Origin of the sequence: Brevibacillus reuszeri (genome assembly GCF_002897295.1) — a bacterium.
Taxonomy (GTDB): Bacteria; Bacillota; Bacilli; order Brevibacillales; family Brevibacillaceae; genus Brevibacillus; species Brevibacillus reuszeri_A.
Map to the genome: position 1 here is coordinate 232,016 of NZ_BEXF01000006.1, position 19,781 is coordinate 251,796.

The window sequence follows — 19,781 nt, forward strand, 5'->3', positions numbered from 1 at the left end:
CAATTAGTATAGACAGCGACAGTTATGTTAATCAGATTTTAGTATTATGGTAATATTCCGAAAATACAAATTACATGCTATCATGGGAGCGAGTTGCATATTTTGGTGCAAATGAAAAGAATAGGATGAGGAGGTTATCATGAATTACCTGAGCATCAGACGAGTCTGTATGTGGCTTCTCATGCTGATTGTGGCACTGCAGATGGCTGCAGTTCCTGCTTATGCAAAAAGCACAGAGGTGGCAAGCCCGCTGTCCGCAAGCATTGAGAAATACCTCTCCGATTTAAAGAAAGACGAGAACAGCATGGGCTTGCACGCAGGGATTGCTGTCTATGATCTAACGGAAAATACATATCTGTACAGACACAATGTAGCGCGAAACTACATCCCGGCCTCCAACATGAAGCTTTTTACAACCGTAGCAGGTCTTGATAAACTGGGCCCGGCTTATCAGTGGAAGACGGAAGTCTATGTAGCTGGCAACCTGACGAATGCTGGAGTACTAACCGGAGATTTGATTTTAAAAGGATACGGAGACCCGAGCTTAACACCTGAGGATATCAAGACATTGGCGGCTACGCTAAAGAAAAAAGGCATCAAGCACATTACCGGAAATCTGCTGCTTGATGATAGCTATTTCGATGACACTCGTTTGGGCGTAAGCTGGATGTGGGATGATGAAACTTTTGGGTACAGCGCTCAACTAAGCGCGCTGGCTGTCCACAAAAATTTTGTGACCGTAACCATGACACCAGGCAAAACAATAGCAGCTCCTCCCGTGCTTTCGATGGAGCCTGCGAATACGTATGTGAAGCTAAGCAACCAGCTCAAAACGGTTGATGGTGACAAACGCAGCATTACGGTAGAGCGTCGGCGAGGAAAGAATGAAGTCATTGTATCGGGGACGATTGGTATAAAGGCCACGCCGTATCAAGAGGATGTGACGATGGAGGACCCAGCATTCTTAGTCGGGGAGCTGTGGAAGCAGGAGTTAGTTGCTCAAGGGATCAAGATCAATCCAAATTCGGAAATGAAAAAGACAACCGTGGCAAATGGTGTCCCTTTTCACACACATCTATCTAAGCCACTCCGAGAAATCATTGTGGAGCTAAACAAAGAGAGTGACAATTTTTATGCCGAAATGCTGTTGAAAACGTTAGGAGCGACGCAAAAAGGAGAAGGCAGCTTTGAAGCGGGGAGCGAAGTAGTAGCAGATGTAATGAAGACGGCCGGGATCGCAACTGGCTTTACGCAAGTAGACGGTTCAGGTCTATCTCGGTTTGATTTGATTACACCCGAGCAAATGATTACTCTTTTAAAGTTTGTACAAGATCAGGAATATCGCGACGTTCTGGAACACTCGCTCCCCATTGCTGGAGTAGATGGCAGCTTGCAAAACCGGTTAAAAGGAACAGCTGCTGAAGCGAAAGTCCTGGCAAAAACAGGCTCCATGGGCGGTGTCAACAGCTTGTCTGGCTATGCTACAGCCAAAAATGGAAATAAAATCGCATTTTCTATCTTGATCAACGGAATTTACAAGTCGAAATACGCCAGGGATCTGCAAGACTATGTAGCAGTCCTATTGGCTTCCTACCCAGAAATAAAAGAACCTGAGGGATACGTTCCCGAAGCGGAAAAGACCTACAAGCTCTCTACGCTGATCGATCCGATTTTGGATCAGCCTGAAGCAGCGGGTATCATCGCTGGCGTATTGGTCAAATCACTCGATTCGTCGGGAGAAGAAGCGGTCTGGTATGAACGGGATGCAGATGCATTGCTTACGCCAGCTTCCAACCTCAAATTGCTGACTTCAGCTACTGCACTCAAGCAATTGGGTCCTGATTATACGTATAAAACCGAAATTTACGGAGATGCTCCTGTTACAAAAAATGGAGTGCAGCAAGGAAATGTCTACGTAAAAGGATATGGAGATCCTACGCTGCATACTGAAAATGCACTCAAGGCGCAGGATGGCGTTTCAATCGAACAAATGGCTGCCTGGATCAAGGAAAAAGGAATCAAGCAGATCAACGGCAATCTGATTGTTGATGAAAGCTATTTTGATCAGCAGCGATTGGGACTCGGCTGGGCATGGGATGATGAAAGCTATTATTACAACCCAACACTCGGCGCACTCGCTTTAAACAGGGATACGGTCATGGTTGAATACAAGCCAGCGCAGAAGCCCAATGAGCGAGTAGTGCTGAATTTGTTGCCCAAAACCGCCTATGTAAAGGTGATTAACGAAGCGGTGACCGTAGGTGCGGGCGAAGAGAATACGTTTGCCATTGAACGAGATCGTGGGACCAATACGATTCGAGTCACAGGCCATTTGCCACAGGATCATGGCGGTGATTACGAGCGCATACCTGTTGAAGAGCCTGCCAAATATGTAGCTACCGTTTTAAAGGAAGCTTTGGCCAAACAAGGAGTGACCTTTAGAGGGAACAGCACGATTTTGGTTCAACCACTTCCTGCCTCCGCAGTGAAATGGAACGAGTTTCATTCACGCCCCCTACGAGAAATCGTCCACTATATGAACAAGAAGAGTGACAACTTTTATGCAGAAATGCTGTTAAAAACAGTCGGTGCAGTCAAAAAAGGGGAAGGAAGTGCAGCGGCCGGAGTGGAAGTCGTGCTGGAAACCGTGTCATCGCTTGGTGGCAAAACGAATTTCGATATGATTGACGGTTCTGGTTTGACTCGGTACAATCTCATCTCGGCAAGACACATCCTTTCTGTTTTGGAGGGCATGAGTAAACAGGCAGAGTTTGCAGTATTTGACGAATCCTTGCCGGTCGCTGGTGTAGATGGAACACTAAAAAATCGTCTGCAGGATACAGCAGCGGCCAATCATTTACATGCGAAATCAGGATCAATGACAGGTGTGAACAGCTTATCAGGCTATATCACGACGAAAAGCGGGGAGCGGTTTGTCGTATCTATCATCTTGAATGGCTATGCTGAAAACCGATGGCTCACAGCTATCCAGGATCAGATCGTAACGCTTCTCGCTGAATATGAATAAAGGCGTAACAGAAAAAAGGAATGCTCCTTCATGGGGTATTCCTTTTTTTAGATCAATGACTGTGTCCGCACCAAGGGCGTGAACATATCTATATTCAGATCAGGATGGGAACGAAGGGGATGCAGGTTGAAAGGGGAGGGACATCGAAAGTGATTCCAACACGCTTCTGTTGGACCAAACTGGAGACGCTCGCTACGGAAGTATTCAAGCAAACAGGCGTTTCCGCAGCGAAGGCCAAGGTGGTTGCAGAGTCGCTCGTGCATGCTGATCTTCGAGGTATTGAGTCACATGGCCTATCGCGAATGCCGATCTATGTAAAGCGGATTGAGGCAGGGTTGATCGAACGAGTGGAGGAACCACAGCTTGTCATACAAGAAGGAGCAACAGCTCTTGTTGACGGAAAAAATCAGCTTGGTGCCGTGGTCGGATTGATGGCACTAGAACAGGCAATAAAGCTCGCACGTCAGACAGGGATCGGCTTTGTAGGGGTACGTCACTCCAATCATTTCGGTACATGCTCGTATTACGCGGAACGTGCGATAGCAGAGGGTCTTATTTTGTTAGCTTTGACGAATGCTCCGGAATCGATGGCGCCCTCAGGGGGAATTCGTCCTTTTTTGGGTACAAATCCGATTGCTGTAGGTATTCCAGCTGGCCAAGAGCCTTCGTTTTTACTTGACATGGCCACGAGTGTGACTGCGCGCGGAAAAATTGTAATGGCGGCAAAAAAAGGAGAAGCGATACCGGCGGATTGGGCAATCGATAAAGATGGCATGCCGACTACGAAGCCAGAACAAGCACTGCTTGGCTCTCTGCTTCCCATTGGAGGAGCAAAAGGTTATGGACTCGCCATGTTTATTGATTTGTTATGCGGATTGCTGACTGGCGCTGCATTTGGTCCAGGCGTCAAAAGTCTGTATGACAACTGGGAGCATCCACAGAACGTAGGACATATTTTTTTCGTAATCGATATTCAGAGGTTTATGCCTTTACCTGTCTTTCAGCAAAACATGGACGAGTACATTCGCCAAGTAAAAAGCGGGCCTAAAAAGGAAGGAACGTCCGAGATCTTGATTCCAGGCGAGATTGAGAGCAGAAAAAGGCAGGAGCGCTTGAAAAACGGGATTCCTTATTCGGCAAATGTCGTGGAAGAATTGACACAGCTATGCGCTACTTATGGCATTAACTTTGGCGATGCCCAATTGACCTCTTGAATCTGCTATTAGCTGATGGCTTCTGGTTTCACGGACATCCCTTTCCACATAGACTGGTGTCAGTGGTTGGAAAGGAGAGTATGGGCATTGCAACGACATATGTGTAAAGGAAAAATTCATCGTGCAACCGTAACGCAGGCAGAACTAGACTATGTAGGCAGCATTACGATTGATTCCCTACTACTGAAAGCGGCTGACATCAAGCCATATGAAATCGTGCAAATAACGAGTTTGCGCAATGCAACGCGCTGGAAGACATATGCTTTGCCAGCACCAGAAGGAACGGGAAAGATTTGCTTGAATGGGCCGCCAGCGCATCTCTTTTCCCCGGGAGATATTGTGATTATTCTCAGTATGGGGATGTACGATGAGTCAGAGGTAGACAATCTGGTGCCGAAAGTGGTATTTGTCGATGAGAAAAACCAGATTACGAAAATAGAGGAGCACCATCTCATTACGAATGGGGAGACATCGCCATAAAAGCGCCAAACGTAGGGAAATGGGGCAAGCATCAACATCTGATAAAAGATGAGTTCCTGTTAGAGCATCTGCCAAGAACGCAGCTGTTTACCCCAGAAGGCTTGTGGGAGTATGCAGAGACTTATAAACGAGTGATGCTGAAGCCCTCAGGGGGAGGCGGTGGAGCGGGAATCATCCAGCTCACGAGTAAAGGAGAAGACCAATATCTCGTGCACGCAGGTAGTAGCAAGCGAATCGTGGAAGGGAAAGAGAAAACGGTTCGTTATGTGAAATCTCTTTTTCGTCCCAAGCTTTACTTGCTCCAACCACGTATCCCTTTAGGAAGAATTGACGGGAAGCCATTTGACGTACGCGTGATGGTCCAGCGAGTAAATAAGAAATCACCATGGATGATCACAGGCTGGGTCGCTAAGGTAGCAGGGGCAGGGTATGTCGTGACCAATGTAGCCAGAAGCAGAGGAAGGGTATTACCGATTCGTACCGCCATTCGCCAATCGAATGTCCCCCCTTCTATGTACCTGTTGCCGGAGGTGCGGAAAGTATCGCTTGCCGCTGCAACCTGTTTGGGAAAAGCGTACCCGAGTCTGCGAGAGATCGGATTGGATTTGGGCATCGATATCCATGCAAAGCCGTGGATCATCGAAGCGAATTTTCGCCCATCCTTATCTCTTTTTCGCCAACTAGAGGATCAGACTTTCTATCGTCGCATCAGAGCGATGCAGGCAAAATACTAAAAAATGCTTGAGAGGTAAAAAAAGGGAGCGCCAGTCCAATGGCAATCCCTTTTTTGGTTATTTCAACTGCTCCTGGGAGTGATGAAGCAATAATTGATCGATTGTTTCAAATTCATGAAACAAAGTAAAATCAACTTGCAATTTCGAATAAGGGATAAGCACTGGCATATGCGGAAAAAAGCTGATAGAATCCAGCTGATTATGATGGGGGGATGTATACTTCTTGAGAACAGTACTATCAAAAAAAGACATCATTTTTGTGAGCTTTATGCTTTTTTCCATGTTCTTTGGTGCCGGTAACCTCATTTTTCCACCTTTTCTCGGGCAGTCTTCTGGAGATCAGGCGTGGTTGTCTCTCATCGGCTTTATTCTGTCAGCGGTCGGGCTGCCCATTCTCGGCGTGGTTGCCATTGCAAAAGCTGGGAGCTTTCCAGGATTAGCAGGTCGAGTCCATGGTCTTTTCGCTCTTATTTTTCCGTTTTTGATTTATGTTTCAATCGGACCTGGTTTGGCTATTCCGCGTGCAGGCAGTCTTGCTTTTGAAATGGGGATGGAGCCTTTTTTACCGGTCCAATGGGCTCATTCCGAATCCAGTCTTTTGTTGTACTCATTGGTTTTTTTCGCTATTGTCTGGTGGTTCAGCTTGTCGCCCTCCAAATTGGTAGATCGGTTTGGCAAGCTGCTGACGCCGACACTGCTGGCGTTGATCGGCATCATTTATGTAAAAAGCTGGATTACTCCGCTTGGGAGCGCCACTAAGCCAACTGGCAACTATGCATCTCAACCTGTCATCCAAGGGTTTCTGGACGGGTATTTGACCATGGATGCATTGGCTGCTCTTGTTTTTGGTATCGTGGTTGCTAATACGCTCAGAAATAAAGGTGTTGAGGATAAAAAGAGCTTGTCTTCCTACATGGTGATTGCAGGTCTTGGAGCAGGTATACTTTTAACTGTAATTTACGTGATATTAGGCGTTCTCGGTTCAACACATCTTTCTGAGGAGAAGGCTGAAAATGGTGCCCAAATCTTGACGCTACTGATGAGTAAGCTGTTTGGAGAAAGCGGTACGCTTATTCTAGGTGTCATTTTTACCGTCGCATGCTTGTGTGTATCGATCGGGCTGGTCACATCGTGCAGTCAGTACTTTCATCAGCTTTTTGGCAAGCTAAGCTACTCATGGTGGGTGACAATCCTCTGTATCGCAAGCATGGGTGTTGCAAACTTGGGATTAACACAGATTTTAAGCGTATCTGTACCGATACTGGGACTGATCTATCCGATGGCGATTGTCCTGATTCTCCTGGGGCTAGCAGAACGCTTCATTTCGCCACATTCGTTTGTGTATATTACAGCAGTTGGGGTAGTTGCCTTATTTGGCCTGGTTGACCTCGTTAATACGACTTTTCTTGGGCATCAATGGGACAAGTGGTTAATACAGCTTCCGTTTTACAAGGAAGGTGCGGGGTGGGTGATGCCTGCCTTGCTGGCAGGATGTGCAGGGATGCTATTCGACTTCAAAAACAGAACGAGAGAGTATTGAGACTGGCAGGAAGCCTAACGAAAAGGAGGCTTCCTTTTTTCTGTGAAAAGCGTCGAGAGGGGCCAACGGTCATGAACGTTTTGTTACTTTTTTCATTTCCAGTCGTAATAAGAGTGTACTGATATAACAAGTGGTAGAGAGGAAGAGAAACGTGAGAGGTACTCCTGTGCTGGAGGCAGATCGCATCCATCAGCTGGATGGTATACGAGGTTTTGCTCTGTTTGGGATTTTGCTAGTTAACATGCCGACTTTTTTACATCCTATCTTATTTCTTCCCCCGAATGGACTTCCTTATGATCACTCGATTTCAGATGCATGGATACGGTTGTTGTTTGATATGTTTGTACAAACAAAGTTTTACACGATTTTCTCTTTTTTGTTTGGCGCGGGGTTTTATTTGTTCATGAGTCGTGCAGAGCAAAAGGGAATGCCGATGAACTCGATGTTTTTGCGAAGAATTACCGTCCTGTTTTTATTGGGGGCCATTCATCTTGTTTTTTTCTGGTATGGAGACATATTGCACACGTATGCAATTGCCGGTATGTTGCTGTTGTTGTTTTATAAACGAACGGATAAAACGATTCGTAATTGGGCCTGGTCTTTGCTGATCATGGTGCAAGCCATGTACGCACTCTTGTTATTCATTCCGTCAGATCCATCCGTGGTCGGTAGTGATTCACATGCGATTGCCCAAAGGGCGGTGGCAGCTTATTCAAGTGGGAACTGGGGCGAATGGATGCAATTTCGAATCGCTCATGAACTCCCCATCGTCGCATCCAATGAAATTCTAGCCATTTTGACTGTCTTCCCGCTTTTTTTGTTCGGACTGCTCGCTACCAGGCACGGTGTCTTTTCGGCAAATGGACAAAACCGCGATGCTATTAAACGAGTCTGGTGGATGACATTATTGCTCAGTTTTGTTTTTGTTGCGCTCATTCCACTAGTGAAAAATGGATATGTCCAATTCCCTGCACCAGATAATGTGGCTGTACTCGTATTTGTGAACTGGAGTGGCCTTACTCTAAGTGCTTTCTACATTTGTTCCTTTCTCTTATTATACGAGAAAGATGCCTTTCAAAAAGGAATGAGGCATTTGGAGGCAGTCGGTAGAATGGCTCTCTCCAATTATTTGGCACAAACCATCGTTACACTTGTGTTGGTTGCGGTTTTCAAGATGTATGGATCACTGAGCTTACTGGTCGGGCTTGTGTACTGCTTGCTCCTGTTTCCACTGCAGATTGTGGTGAGCAAATGGTGGCTGACTCACTATCAGTTTGGACCAGCCGAATGGCTATGGCGTTGTTTGACCTACGCGACAGTCATGCCCATGAAAAGAAATGGAGGAAATCATGAGATTTGATACGATTTTGACGATTGCGATCGTTCTTATCTTGACATCCTGTTATTGTTACCTATGGAAATGGTTGCGTTCAAAAGCGTCCAGCTAAGCTGGGCGTTTTTCTTTTTGGGAAAAAGCGCGGTCGCTCATCTGTGAGAAGTCCTCGATAGAGGTTTTTTTACGTGTAAGAAAGTTTAATTACTTCACCGTGCGAAAGCGTCATTGCTTAAATTTTCTGGAACGCATAAAAACCAACCGCTAAAGCGCGGTCACTCATCTTTGAGAAGTCCTCGATAGAGGTTTTTTTATGCATGGAAATAGCAGGATAAAACTGCTGCTAAATGGGCAAAATTTCCCTATCTTCGTCCGTGGATCGTCGAGAGGGGGTGGCTAGGTGAATCGGAACGCACGCAAATGGTGGAGGATGAATAAACAAAAGCTGCAACAGCAACAGCAAAAGCCCGAGTCAAGCACACAGATAGCCAAAGAGCTTGCAGCGAACGAAGCTATTCTGCGTGAGCTATACACCAATTGTGCGGATGTCGTTTACCGATCGTTTCTTATTGGCGGCTCGACGAAAGCACTTGTTATTTACATAGATGGCCTCTCAAACACTGAGGAGCTTGACAGAAGTGTCCTGTCCTCCTTGATGAACGGGAAGGTATCTAAAGAGACGAATGCACGCAAGCTCGTGGAAAAGACGATTACGGTCTCAAAATGGCGAGAAATCACTACGCTTGAAGATTGTCTAGAATCCATCTCAAACGGCTGTCCAGTTCTTTTGATCGATCAGCAAGAAGCAGCACTTTCTTTTGGGTTGGAGAAGTGGGAGAAGCGTGCCATCGAAGAGCCAGTCGCAGAAGGAGTCGTGAGAGGACCGCGTGAGGGCTTTACTGAATCCATAAACGTCAACACCTCATTGCTCCGGAGACTCATCAAAAGTCCAGCGCTGAAGATGGAGCTGATGCAAATAGGCGGGTACACAAAAACAAAAGTAATTCTCGCCTATATTGATGGCATTGTAGACCCGACTCTGGTAACAGAGCTCAAGGCTAGATTAAACCGAATAGATATTGATGGCGTGTTGGAAAGTGGATACATTGAAGAACTGATAGAAGATCATCCTGCCTCACCGTTTCCACAAATATTGAGCACGGAGAGACCAGACGTTGCGTGTGGGAACTTACTGGAAGGTCGAGTAGTGATTCTGGTGGATGGTACGCCGTTCATCTTGATTGCACCGACCACATTGATAGCCCTTTTGCAATCGAGTGAGGACTACTACCAGCGTTCCTTTGCCAGTACGGCGATCCGCTTGCTGCGATATGTATTTACACTCATGTCTTTTTTACTGCCATCCCTTTATGTAGCGCTAATTACCTTCCACCACGAGATGGTTCCAACCTCGTTATTAATCAGTATGGCATCCTCGCGGGAAGCTGTTCCGTTCCCTGCATTAGTTGAAGCTTTGCTTATGGAGATAACCTTCGAAGCCTTGCGTGAAGCGGGGGTGAGACTCCCAAAGCAGGTAGGGGCAGCGGTAAGTATCGTCGGAGCATTGGTTATTGGGCAGGCTGCGGTTCAAGCTGGTCTGGTTTCTGCTCCGATGGTTATTGTGGTAGCCATTACGGGTATCGCATCCTTTATGATTCCGCACTACATCGCAGGGATTGCGATCAGACTTTTGCGTTTTCCCATGATGTTTCTCGCGGGTACGTTAGGCCTTTTGGGCATCATGCTAGGTATTATTGCGACGGTCGTCCACTTGTGCACGATCCGCTCCGTTGGCGTGCCATATTTGACTCCATTTGCCCCACTGAAAGGAAGGGAACTAAAAGATGCACTTGTACGTGCACCTTGGTGGATGCTAAATACAAGGCCGCGGTTGACTGGAGAATCAAATATGTACCGGCAATCTCAGGGATTAAAGCCTGATCCATCGAAAGGAGGCGACAAATCATGAAATGGGGGCTGTTGTTGGGCATGAGTACGTTAGTTGGGCTAATTATCATTTACGAGTGGCCCAAGCTAAAGCCGCTCCCGAAGAAAGACAAGCTGAGCTTCTTTGTTCTTGTGTTTATGGGGTGGTTTCTTTCGCTGTTTGACCTTCCCAATATTCCAGGCCCTACTTCAATGATCGAATCACTCTTCAAGCCGTTTTCGAAAATGCTGGAGTAATGATAGAAGAGGGTGGGAAGGTGCTAGGTAACGAGAAAATATCGGCCGGACAGATGGGCTTGTTGATGTTTTTTGCCATCTCCGCTTCAGCTGTAACAGTAATCCCCGGGATAACTGGAAAATACGCTCAGAATGATCTGTGGCTCTCTCCCATTTGGGCGTCACTCATCGGCTATGTAACAGTATATATCGCCTATCGGCTACACCAGCTTTATCCGAAGCAGTCCATCATCCAATATAGTCAAACCATTTTGGGGAGCTTTCTAGGAAAGGTCACAAGTCTCTATTTTGTTTTTTTCTATTTACATCTGACGGGTCTGATTGTAAGAGGCTACGCAGAATTTGTCGTCGGCAATTTCCTCACGAGAACGCCAATTAGTGTTGTCATGATCAGTATGGTGATGGTCGCTGCACTTGCTGTCAAAGGAGGGGTTGAAGTATTAGGGAGGACAGCGCAATTGTTTTTCTTCATTTTTCTGTTACCTGTCGCCCTCATGCCAACCTTACTCGGTTCTATGAAGCTTCAATTCCTGTTTCCCATCCTGGAGCATGGTCTAAAACCGACGTTCCTGGGGGCGGCTTCTCCGCAAGCATGGTTTAGTGAGATTTTTATTATGGCATTCTTTCTTCCTTTTGTATCAAACCAGGGAAAAAGTATGCGAGCAGGCATGTGGAGCGTATTTGGGACGATGATGTTACTTACGATTATCAATGTGTTTATTTTACTTGTCATGGGAAGACAGGTCGGAGATTTTCTGTACCCAGTAATGGTTGCATTTCGCTACATCAGTGTCGCCGATTTCTTTCAGAATCTGGATTCGGTTGTCATGGGTATTTGGATTATCGGGATGTTCCAGAAAATCAGTGTCTTTTATTACGCTTCTGTTATCGGAACGAGTCAGCTGCTAGGGCTTCGTGACTATCGTCCACTTGTCCTGCCATTTGGCATATTGGTCGTAATCATGGGGTTTTGGTCAGTCCCGGACCAGCTTCACGTTAGCGCATTCGATACTTTCGCCTTTCCATTCTACGGCCCACTCGTTCAAACGGTCTTTCCTATTCTGCTGCTGATCCTTGCTTTTTGGCAAAAAAGAGGGCAGGCAAGTCATGCAGGGCGCACCGCTCTGTCAGATGACACCGAATCATAGTCAGGGGGATCAACGATACATGCTGGAGACAGGAAAAATATCAGCCTTACAAATGGGAATGACGATTTATCCGGTCATGATGTCTACGGCGATGCTAGCTGGACCAAATATTATGGCGAGGGAAGCAATGAATGACTTGTGGATATCACCAATCTGGGCCTCTCTTATCGGATTTCTTAGCGTGTACACTACTTCCCAGCTGCACGCAAAATATCCCCAAAAAACGTTCATCGAGCAGAGCGAAGAAATCCTCGGGAAGCTATTTGGCAAGTTGCTCAGTTTTTTCTACGTCTGCTTCTTGCTGCAGATTAACGGCTACATTGTTCGCGAATACGCAGATTTTATTTCTATCTTTTTGATAAAGACTCCACTCAGTATGATTTCTGGAGTCCTAGTGCTTGTTTGTGCCATGGCGGTGATGGGAGGTGTGGAGGTTATGGCAAGATCAGCACAGTTTTTTTTTCCGCTGTTCGTCATTCCTTTGCTGGTCATGATTGGGCTGATCTTCCCGGATTTGGAGCCGCGAAACATTTTTCCGATTCTAGGGAATGGCTTGATCCCGTCATTAAAGGGAGCAATTACACCCCAAGGATGGTTCAGTGAAGTGTTTCTCATCTCCTTTTTGCTGCCCTTCCTCACTGACGAGAAAAAAGGAAAGCGATACGGAATGATTACGGTTGGACTGGTCATGATCTCTATGATTATGGTAAATCTCGTTACATTTTTTTTGATGGGAGATGCTACAGGACGAATTCTGTTTCCCGTCATGGACACAGCCAGATATGTAAGTGCTGCTGACTTCTTTGAAAATCTAGAGTCGGGAGTCATGGCGATATGGGTGATTGGCGCGTTTGTAAAAGTCTCCATGTTTTACTACGCTACGGTCCTCGGAGCTGCTCAATGGCTGAATCTTACCACGTATCGACCGATTGTTCTTCCGATTGGACTTCTTACCGTGATCTTCAGTTTTTGGGGCTTGCCTAATTTAGCCGTAGTAGGGGATTTGCATCTTTTGGTCATCCCAGTTCTGCTTGTTTCGTTTTGTTGTCTAATTCCAGTCATCCTGCTTGTCATTTCTGCTTTTAAAAAAAGCAACACTGCTTACAAAGGAGCAAGGTCAGGATGAGTGCGAAGTATATGGTTCTTGTCTTTTGCAGTTTGTTGCTTGGCGGGTGCTGGGACCGGACAGAAATCAATGATTTGGCGATTGTCACCGCAGCTGCTATCGATAATGAGGAAGACCAGAAGCTCAGATTGAGTATTCAGGTGTTTATACCGCGAGAGCTAACGAGTGGACAAGGAGGGACAGGTAGTGGTGGAGGTGAACTGACAACTGTTTACAGTGGGACGGGGGTTAATATTTCCGACGCAATGTCCAAAGTTCAAGCCAAGCTTCCCCGTAAAATTTTTTGGGGACATTGCAAGGTATATCTGTTTGGTGAGGAAGCGGCAAAACAAGGAATGGCGGAGCATATCGACTTTCTCGTCCGACATCCCGGTCCCCGCAATCGAGCCTATTTGTATGTAACAAGGGGAAAAGCAAAAGAAGGGCTTGCCCTAAAAACGGTACTTGAGCGCTCTTCTGCCGAGGCTCTGCGCGAATTCGCGAGTCTCCATATTGGAATGGCGGTGACCCTCGTCGATTACCGAAACATGCTAAAAAGCGAGTCAGAGGCGGTCGCTGTCCCAATGATCGAGAATGGATCGAAGCTACAAACGCCAGCGCAAATCCAAACTAAATCCATATTAATCGGAACAGCCGTTTTTAAGAAGGATAAAATGATCGGTCACATTTCTCCAAAGGTAACACGCGGACTTATGTGGCTACGAAATGAAGTTACCGACGCAGCCATTACGATACAACCACCACATGTCAACGGCATTGTTTCCGTAATCCCTAGCCGTTCCAAGGTAACACTGGACCCTCTCATAAAAAATGGAAAGTGGAGTATATCGGTCAAAGTCGACACGGAAGGTGATGTCGTAGAAAACGGTACATTGCTCAACCTCATGAATCCTGACTTGCTCGCTATCGTCCAAAAAGCAGTCCGCGATGATATTCAAGCGCGAATCACCTTTTCACTCGGTACCTTGCAAAAGGAATTGAAGGTAGATGTGGCAAACTTCGCGGGTGCTTTTCACCGGAAGTATCCAAAAGAGTGGGAGCAAAACAAAGATCAATGGGAAAAGATTTTTCCGGAGGTAGAGGTCCGAAGCCAAATCAATGCTAAAATCCGACGACCTGGATTGATCTCAGCACCTGCGGGTGTTCCTCAGGAGGACGTTATTAAAGAGTAGGCTTTGGATAAAAAAGGTCCAGAAAGGGGGCAGAGCATGGATGGTAGATGGATTCCCTTTTTCATAGGCTCTTTCGTGGGAACGATTTTTTCCGCGATTTGTCTGAGTCTGATTCTGTTCCTGTTTTTTCGCTCCATTACTCAATGGATGCTGGGACGTTTCATGAAGCGTCTGATGTCTGATCGTTACCCGGAGAATATCTTTGAAATGGTATCTGCCATGACAAAGGTAAGCCCACGGATCATTCTGGAAAACAGCTTGCGTGCGACTTCAGGTCAAGCGATCGAACGACCTTTTGGCAGTCCGCGTAAATTCCTTAACTTTGACGGACTTATCTTTTCTGCCGCTCAGCTGGCTGTCTTGCCTGCCCATGAGGATAAAGAGGTTGACATGAGCATCACGATTGGTCCCATGGCCAAAAAGCCATTGAAGCTCGATATCCCGGTGATGGCAGGGGCAATGGGGTTTGGAATCGGGGTTAGTGAAAGTGTGAAGATCGCAATTGCAAAAGGGACAGCCGCCGTAGGTACGCTGACGAATACAGGAGAAGGTCCACTCCTTCCAGAGGAACGGCAATTCGCCAAGCATTTGGTGATTCAATACAACTCCGGTAAATGGTCAAAAGAGCCGGAGACCTTAAAGCAAGCCGACGCGATCGAAATTCATTTTGGACAAGGAGCGACTGCTGCGGCCGCGAGCTTTATTCCTGGCGAGTTTCTAAAAGGCAAAGCTAGCAAATTGATGGGGGTCGAGGGTGAGGAAATGGTGGTTATTCCTTCCAGACAGCCAGAGGTTAACAATCAAGAAGATCTTTTGAAGCTCGTTGACAAGCTGCGAACGATTACGGGAGGAGTACCGATCGGGGTCAAAATTTGTGCAAGTGCCATTCTTGAAGCAGATTTAGAGATCGCAATTCAAGCGGGGGTAGATTTTATCAGTATTGATGGAGGACAAGCGGGCACCAAAGGTGGTCCTCCCATCCTTGAGGATGATTTTGGTCTGCCAACCATTTATGCTTTGACACGTGCTGTTCGTTATTTACAGGAGCGTGGGGTAAAGGACAAAATCACGCTCTTGTCCGGTGGAGGTTATAACAATCCCGGAGAATGCTTAAAAGCAATCGCTTTGGGGGCGGATGGCATTTTTATGGGAACAGCGATGCTTTGGGCGATGACTCATGACCAGGTGACCAAAGCAATTCCTTGGGAACCACCAACGATGCTTACCAATTATCCAGGTACGCTGAAGGAAAAATTCAATGCTGATGAAGCAACCCATTTTTTGACCAACTTTTTTCTAGCTTTCGTAGATGAGATGGAAATCGCTCTGTTAGCCATGGGAAAAACCTCTTTGGCAGAAGTCTCGATTAATGATCTAGTGGCTTTAGACGAACTGACAAGCAAGGTAACGAGGGTCCCTCTGGCGTATCAAGCCCCCTCGGAAGGAAAAAATGGGGGATAAGAGGGCTTTGGCGAGGAGGGATTCATATCAACCGGGAGATCATCCAGATTAAAAAGCCTTTTCATAAGCCAGGATGGATCATGACACAGACCTGGGAGCATTTATTGTTCGTTCACTGGGCGGTTTCGCCAAGCATACTCCGAGGTCTCATTCCAAATGAACTGGAGATAGATACGTATAATGGTATGGCGTGGCTTGGAATTATACCGTTTTTGATGAGCGGTGTTCGGTTACGGCGAATGCCAATCGTGCCTTTTACGTCTACCTTTCCAGAAATCAATGTAAGAACCTACGTAAAAGCGAAGCAAAAGTCAGGAGTGTATTTCCTCTCGCTAGATGCTTCTAATCCGCTGATAACAGCAATAGCAAAGCAGTGGTATCGCCTGCCCTATTCCCATGCCAGCATGCGCTTTTCCAGGCAAGGACAAACCATTGACTTTGAGTCGCGCAGGATAGACAAGAATAGCACATCCGTACAGTTTTCGGGCAAATATGAGGCAAGTGGACAGCCGATTGCAGCAGCAGCGGGAACCATCGAGAATTGGCTCACAGAACGCTACACGCTTTTTTGTCAGTGTAGCCGTTCAAATCGCCTCTATTACGCAGATGTCTACCACGAGCCATGGGTCTTGCAAAAGGCTTCTGTGCATATGAGGGAAAATACGATGACAAATAGCTTATCGATCCCTCTTGCCATAAATCCCGATTATGCTTTTTACGCTCGTGGTGTACAAAGCTATGTTTGCCAATTACTAGGCTGAACTGAGGGGGAGGTCGAGTAAGCTGATGAAAAGAGTGCTTCTCATTCCGGTTATTTTTCTCTGTACGCTATCGCTTGCTGGATGCTGGGATCGAATCGAAATTAATGATTTGGCCATTCTTACCGCTGTGGCGTTTGACAAGGTAAACGAGAAAGAAATTGAGCTGTCCGTCCAAGTCTTCGTTCCCCGATCGTTAAGTGGCAGCAATGGAACCACTGGCGGAGGAGGAAATTTTCCTACGACTCTTATGAGAACGACAAAAGGGTTAAATGTGGCCGATGCTTTATCTAAAATGCAGGAAAATCTTCCGCGAACCATTTTTTGGGGACATTGCAAGATATACATGTTTGGAGAAGAATTGGCCAAACAAGGGATTGTTGAAATGGTGGACTTCCTGACACGACATCCGGAGCCGCGTAATCGAGCATTCATGTTAGTAAGTAAAGGAAAAGCAAAAGAAATGCTCAAATTAACACCGCGGCTAGAAATGAATTCGGCAGAAGTGGTGCGGAAGCTGACAGGATTGGATGTAGGCATGCAGGTGACACTTCTGGAGCTGCAAAAGATGCTGGAAGGGAGCGCGCGAACGGCTGTTATTCCGATGATATCGATTATGCCTCCAGAAAAGAAGTCACAACCACTGAAAACCAACCCTTATCTGATCGGAACGGCCGTATTTAAACAGGGAAAAATGAGCGGCATGTTATCGGAGCGATACACCAGAGGAGCCATGTGGATTCGAAACGAAATCTCCACTACAACGGTTACCGTAAAAGCGAAGGGAGTCAAAGGCTTTGTCTCACTAAACCCGATTCGGGAAGTAACAAAGCTAGATCCCATCATTGAAAATGGGAAATGGAAAATGGTAGTTGAGGTGGAGACAGAGGGCGATTTGATTCAAAATGGCACCAATTTGAACCTTACAGTACTCAAGCTGATGAAGATTATGGAAACAGCACTGAGAGAAGATATTGATACCCGAGTCAAAGGTACACTCAAGGTAGCACAAAAAGACCTCAAGGCAGATATTTTTGATTTTGCTACTCATTTTCGACGTAAGTATCCAAGAGAATTCGCGGCAGTGAAGGACAGATGGGAACAAGTCTTTCCAAATATTGAAGTCGAGACAAAAATTAAGGCTTATATACGTCGTCCAGGGTTGACTACGATTCCAGGAGGAATTCCTGAATCTGAGGTGAGAGAAAAGTGAAATGGGCGGCTATTCTCGGACTTACCTTGGTCGTTGTAATCATCTGGATGGTGGACCGAAAAGCAGTAAAGGCAAGCACAGGAAGAACGAAATTAACGTTTTGGTTTTTGAATGTTTTGGGCTGGGTGATTGGAGCTCTCCTTTTCTTTTTTCCAGATATGCCTGGTCCTTCACAAGTGTGGTTATTCATTTTTAAGCCTCTCTCCAACATACTAGGACTACATTAATAACTTCAGGGTGAAGGACATGGCACAAAAAACAACAATTTCCGGAATGCAAATGGGACTCCTGTTGTTCCCAGTGATAGTGGCAACAGCAGATCTCATCGTTCCTACCATAACAACTAAATATGCAGGGCGGGATATGTGGCTGTCGCCCATTTGTGCCTCCATCGTTGGTTTTTTGACGGTCTATCTCATTTTCAAACTACATGAATTTTATCCGAGACAGACGATTATCCAATACAGTTCGCATATAGTCGGCGCTATTCCAGGGAAAATCGTAGCGTTTATTATTTGGTACGATATTCTCTACACGAACGGCAACATCTTGAGATTGTACGGGGAGTTTATTGTTGGCTCCTTTCTATTTAAAACGCCTCTAGTTGTTGTTATGGCAAGTATCCTTTTGCTTTGTGCGTTTACGATTCGAGCGGGACTGGAGGTACTCGCTCGTGCTGCTCAGATATTGGTTCCTCTCCTATTTTTGTTCTACATGGTTGTCGTTCTTTTAATGATTCCGTTTATGAAAACAGAGAACTTCTTTCCCGTCCTCGAGCATGGTTTTATTCCTGTATTGCGTGGGGCTATAACCCCTCAAGGGTGGTTTAGTGAAGTCATCTTGTTTTCTTTTTTAGCACCATTTTTGTCCTCTCAAACAAAAGGTATGAAAGCCGGCTTTGTAACAGTGATATTTGCAGTTATGGCTCTGTTTTCTTTGAATCTGTCAGCGCTTTTGATACTCGGAGGAGAGGTAGGCGTGATGACATACCCCTTCTACACAGCCATACAAATGATTAGTTATGCGGATTTTTTTGAGAACTTCGATGCCGTAGTGATTGCGATATGGGTAGCTGGAGCTTTTGTTAAAATGTCGATGTTCTATTATTCCTTATCCCTCGGAACAGCTCAATTGATGGGAATAGACGACTACCGACCTCTTGTTTTTCCGCTTGGTTTACTGCTCATTTTGCTCAGCTTTTGGACGGCACCTGATATGTCAACGTTATCCGGTAATATAGCAAAAACGGCTGGCTTTCAAACCTCACTGATTTTTTCGTTCTTGCCATTATTGCTCTATATCGTCGCACAGCTGCGAATGAAGCACAGATCAAAAAAGGGGAATGCCTGCGCTGCCGATTTGAAAAAATAGGGTGGAGATAAGTAAAATAAATCAGGGAAACGAAGAGAAATGAAAAAGGAATTTGGATGAGCGATGGAAAATAGTAGGAGGGAGAAAAGGAAGGAGAGAGAATGCTATGCTGCTTGCCTACGTTCAATTAGCGCTATCCATGGCTTTTGTAGGCATTAACATTTCCATCGGAAAAGAAATTGTCGCGCATGTTCCTGTTTTTTTGTTTTCTGAGCTCCGTTTTTTAATTGCCATCCTGATCCTGCTGCCGCTGCTTGCCTCGCGTGGAGAATGGAAAACCTCCTGGACCCGGGAAGAGGGGAACGTATTATTTTGGCAATCGTTTTTCGGCGTATTTTTGTTTAGTATCTGCATGCTTTACGGCGTACAGTGGACGAGCGCGACAGCAGCGGGGATTATTACTAGCACCGTACCCGCCTGTATTGCTTTGTTCTCGTTTTGGATTCTCAAGGAAAAGCTGCAAATAAACAATATGCTCGCCATTTTCCTATCTGTAAGCGGTATCGCGTTCATCACCTTCACAGGTGGAAACGTAGAGCAGTCGTTTGCAAGCATGCTGGGCAATTCACTTGTATTCCTAGCGGTTGTCAGTGAGGCGCTATTCACTATTTTTGCAAAACGACTGGCTGGCAAGATTACGCCTTTCCAGATGACAGCTGCGATCAATGTGATCAGCTTTGTCTTATTTTTACCTTTTGCCATTTGGGAGGGACTTCGCTTTGAATGGGGGAGTGTACCTGTTGGTGTTTGGGGCTTAATCTTGTATTATGCGATTACGGCAAGTGTTCTCTCCTTTTTCCTCTGGTATAAAGGTGTTGCCAAAGTCGAAGCATCCAAAGCGGGTTTGTTTACAGGGATGATGCCAATTAGTGCAGCACTTGTAGCTATGTTGTTCCTGAATGAAATTTTCACGTGGATGCATGCGATTGGGATGTCTCTGGTTCTGGCATCGATCGTCGTTGGAACGATGCGCTTTCGGCAAAAAGATTTGACTGTGGAGAAATAGGGGTAGAGAACTT

18 protein-coding genes are annotated in these 19,781 nt (G+C 46.0%); 17 read left to right on the top strand and 1 reads right to left on the bottom strand.

The window, feature by feature from the left end:
- The first annotated feature begins 139 nt into the window (after positions 1-139).
- From dacB to C3B52_RS12395, 4 genes are all read left to right on the top strand, one after another.
- Entirely contained in the window at positions 140-3,028 is a 2,889-nt protein-coding gene (dacB, locus tag C3B52_RS12380; RefSeq protein ID WP_103106390.1) for a D-alanyl-D-alanine carboxypeptidase/D-alanyl-D-alanine endopeptidase, read from the top strand.
- 149 nt (positions 3,029-3,177) lie between these two features.
- On the top strand, positions 3,178-4,242 hold the full coding sequence (locus C3B52_RS12385) for an Ldh family oxidoreductase (RefSeq protein WP_103106391.1): 1,065 nt from the start codon (positions 3,178-3,180) through the stop codon (positions 4,240-4,242).
- Positions 4,243-4,329: 87 nt separating this feature from the next.
- On the top strand, positions 4,330-4,722 hold the full coding sequence (gene panD, locus C3B52_RS12390; RefSeq protein WP_103106392.1) for an aspartate 1-decarboxylase: 393 nt from the start codon (positions 4,330-4,332) through the stop codon (positions 4,720-4,722).
- Positions 4,719-5,456, top strand: a complete 738-nt coding sequence (locus C3B52_RS12395; RefSeq protein WP_103106393.1) for a YheC/YheD family protein — start codon at positions 4,719-4,721, stop codon at positions 5,454-5,456. The genes panD and C3B52_RS12395 overlap by 4 nt, the downstream gene beginning before the upstream one ends.
- Positions 5,457-5,513: 57 nt before the next feature.
- On the opposite strand, the gene C3B52_RS36420 is transcribed toward C3B52_RS12395, so the two are convergent.
- Positions 5,514-5,738, bottom strand: coding sequence for a hypothetical protein (locus C3B52_RS36420; RefSeq protein ID WP_164684755.1), 225 nt, complete (start codon positions 5,736-5,738; stop codon positions 5,514-5,516).
- Between C3B52_RS36420 and brnQ the strand changes: the two genes are divergently transcribed.
- The 13 genes from brnQ (at position 5,737) to C3B52_RS12460 (ending at position 19,768) form a co-directional block, all read left to right on the top strand.
- Positions 5,737-6,996 carry a branched-chain amino acid transport system II carrier protein gene (brnQ, locus tag C3B52_RS12400; RefSeq protein WP_441299877.1) on the top strand — a complete coding sequence of 420 codons (1,260 nt, stop codon included), beginning with the start codon at positions 5,737-5,739 and terminating at the stop codon, positions 6,994-6,996. The two genes, C3B52_RS36420 and brnQ, sit on opposite strands and share 2 nt — an antisense overlap.
- Before the next feature lie 151 nt (positions 6,997-7,147).
- Positions 7,148-8,356 (top strand): DUF418 domain-containing protein, encoded by a 1,209-nt coding sequence (locus tag C3B52_RS12405; protein WP_103106394.1) that lies wholly within the window; start codon positions 7,148-7,150, stop codon positions 8,354-8,356.
- Between the two features lie 403 nt (positions 8,357-8,759).
- A complete protein-coding gene (locus tag C3B52_RS12410; protein WP_201264880.1) occupies positions 8,760-10,298 on the top strand; it encodes a spore germination protein in 1,539 nt (512 codons plus the stop codon).
- On the top strand, positions 10,295-10,513 hold the full coding sequence (locus C3B52_RS12415; protein ID WP_103106396.1) for a hypothetical protein: 219 nt from the start codon (positions 10,295-10,297) through the stop codon (positions 10,511-10,513). Before C3B52_RS12410 ends, C3B52_RS12415 begins: the two co-directional genes overlap by 4 nt.
- Before the next feature lie 20 nt (positions 10,514-10,533).
- The gene (locus C3B52_RS12420; protein ID WP_235615682.1) at positions 10,534-11,661 is read left to right on the top strand and encodes a GerAB/ArcD/ProY family transporter; all 1,128 of its coding nucleotides are present in this window, start codon (positions 10,534-10,536) and stop codon (positions 11,659-11,661) included.
- Complete coding sequence (locus C3B52_RS12425) at positions 11,645-12,787, top strand: GerAB/ArcD/ProY family transporter (RefSeq protein ID WP_235615683.1); 1,143 nt, start codon at positions 11,645-11,647, stop codon at positions 12,785-12,787. Before C3B52_RS12420 ends, C3B52_RS12425 begins: the two co-directional genes overlap by 17 nt.
- A complete protein-coding gene (locus C3B52_RS12430) occupies positions 12,784-13,959 on the top strand; it encodes a Ger(x)C family spore germination protein (RefSeq protein ID WP_103106399.1) in 1,176 nt (391 codons plus the stop codon). The genes C3B52_RS12425 and C3B52_RS12430 overlap by 4 nt, the downstream gene beginning before the upstream one ends.
- A 36-nt stretch (positions 13,960-13,995) precedes the next feature.
- Positions 13,996-15,420, top strand: a complete 1,425-nt coding sequence (locus C3B52_RS12435) for an FMN-binding glutamate synthase family protein (RefSeq protein WP_103106400.1) — start codon at positions 13,996-13,998, stop codon at positions 15,418-15,420.
- An 80-nt stretch (positions 15,421-15,500) separates the two neighbouring features.
- The gene (locus C3B52_RS12440) at positions 15,501-16,181 is read left to right on the top strand and encodes a YqjF family protein (protein ID WP_103106401.1); all 681 of its coding nucleotides are present in this window, start codon (positions 15,501-15,503) and stop codon (positions 16,179-16,181) included.
- A gap of 25 nt (positions 16,182-16,206) precedes the next feature.
- Complete coding sequence (locus C3B52_RS12445) at positions 16,207-17,391, top strand: Ger(x)C family spore germination protein (protein WP_103106402.1); 1,185 nt, start codon at positions 16,207-16,209, stop codon at positions 17,389-17,391.
- Positions 17,388-17,618 (top strand): hypothetical protein, encoded by a 231-nt coding sequence (locus C3B52_RS12450; RefSeq protein ID WP_103106403.1) that lies wholly within the window; start codon positions 17,388-17,390, stop codon positions 17,616-17,618. The genes C3B52_RS12445 and C3B52_RS12450 overlap by 4 nt, the downstream gene beginning before the upstream one ends.
- Before the next feature lie 19 nt (positions 17,619-17,637).
- On the top strand, positions 17,638-18,762 hold the full coding sequence (locus tag C3B52_RS12455) for a GerAB/ArcD/ProY family transporter (protein ID WP_103106404.1): 1,125 nt from the start codon (positions 17,638-17,640) through the stop codon (positions 18,760-18,762).
- A 106-nt stretch (positions 18,763-18,868) separates the two neighbouring features.
- Complete coding sequence (locus C3B52_RS12460) at positions 18,869-19,768, top strand: DMT family transporter (RefSeq protein ID WP_103106405.1); 900 nt, start codon at positions 18,869-18,871, stop codon at positions 19,766-19,768.
- Positions 19,769-19,781: the final 13 nt, after the last annotated feature.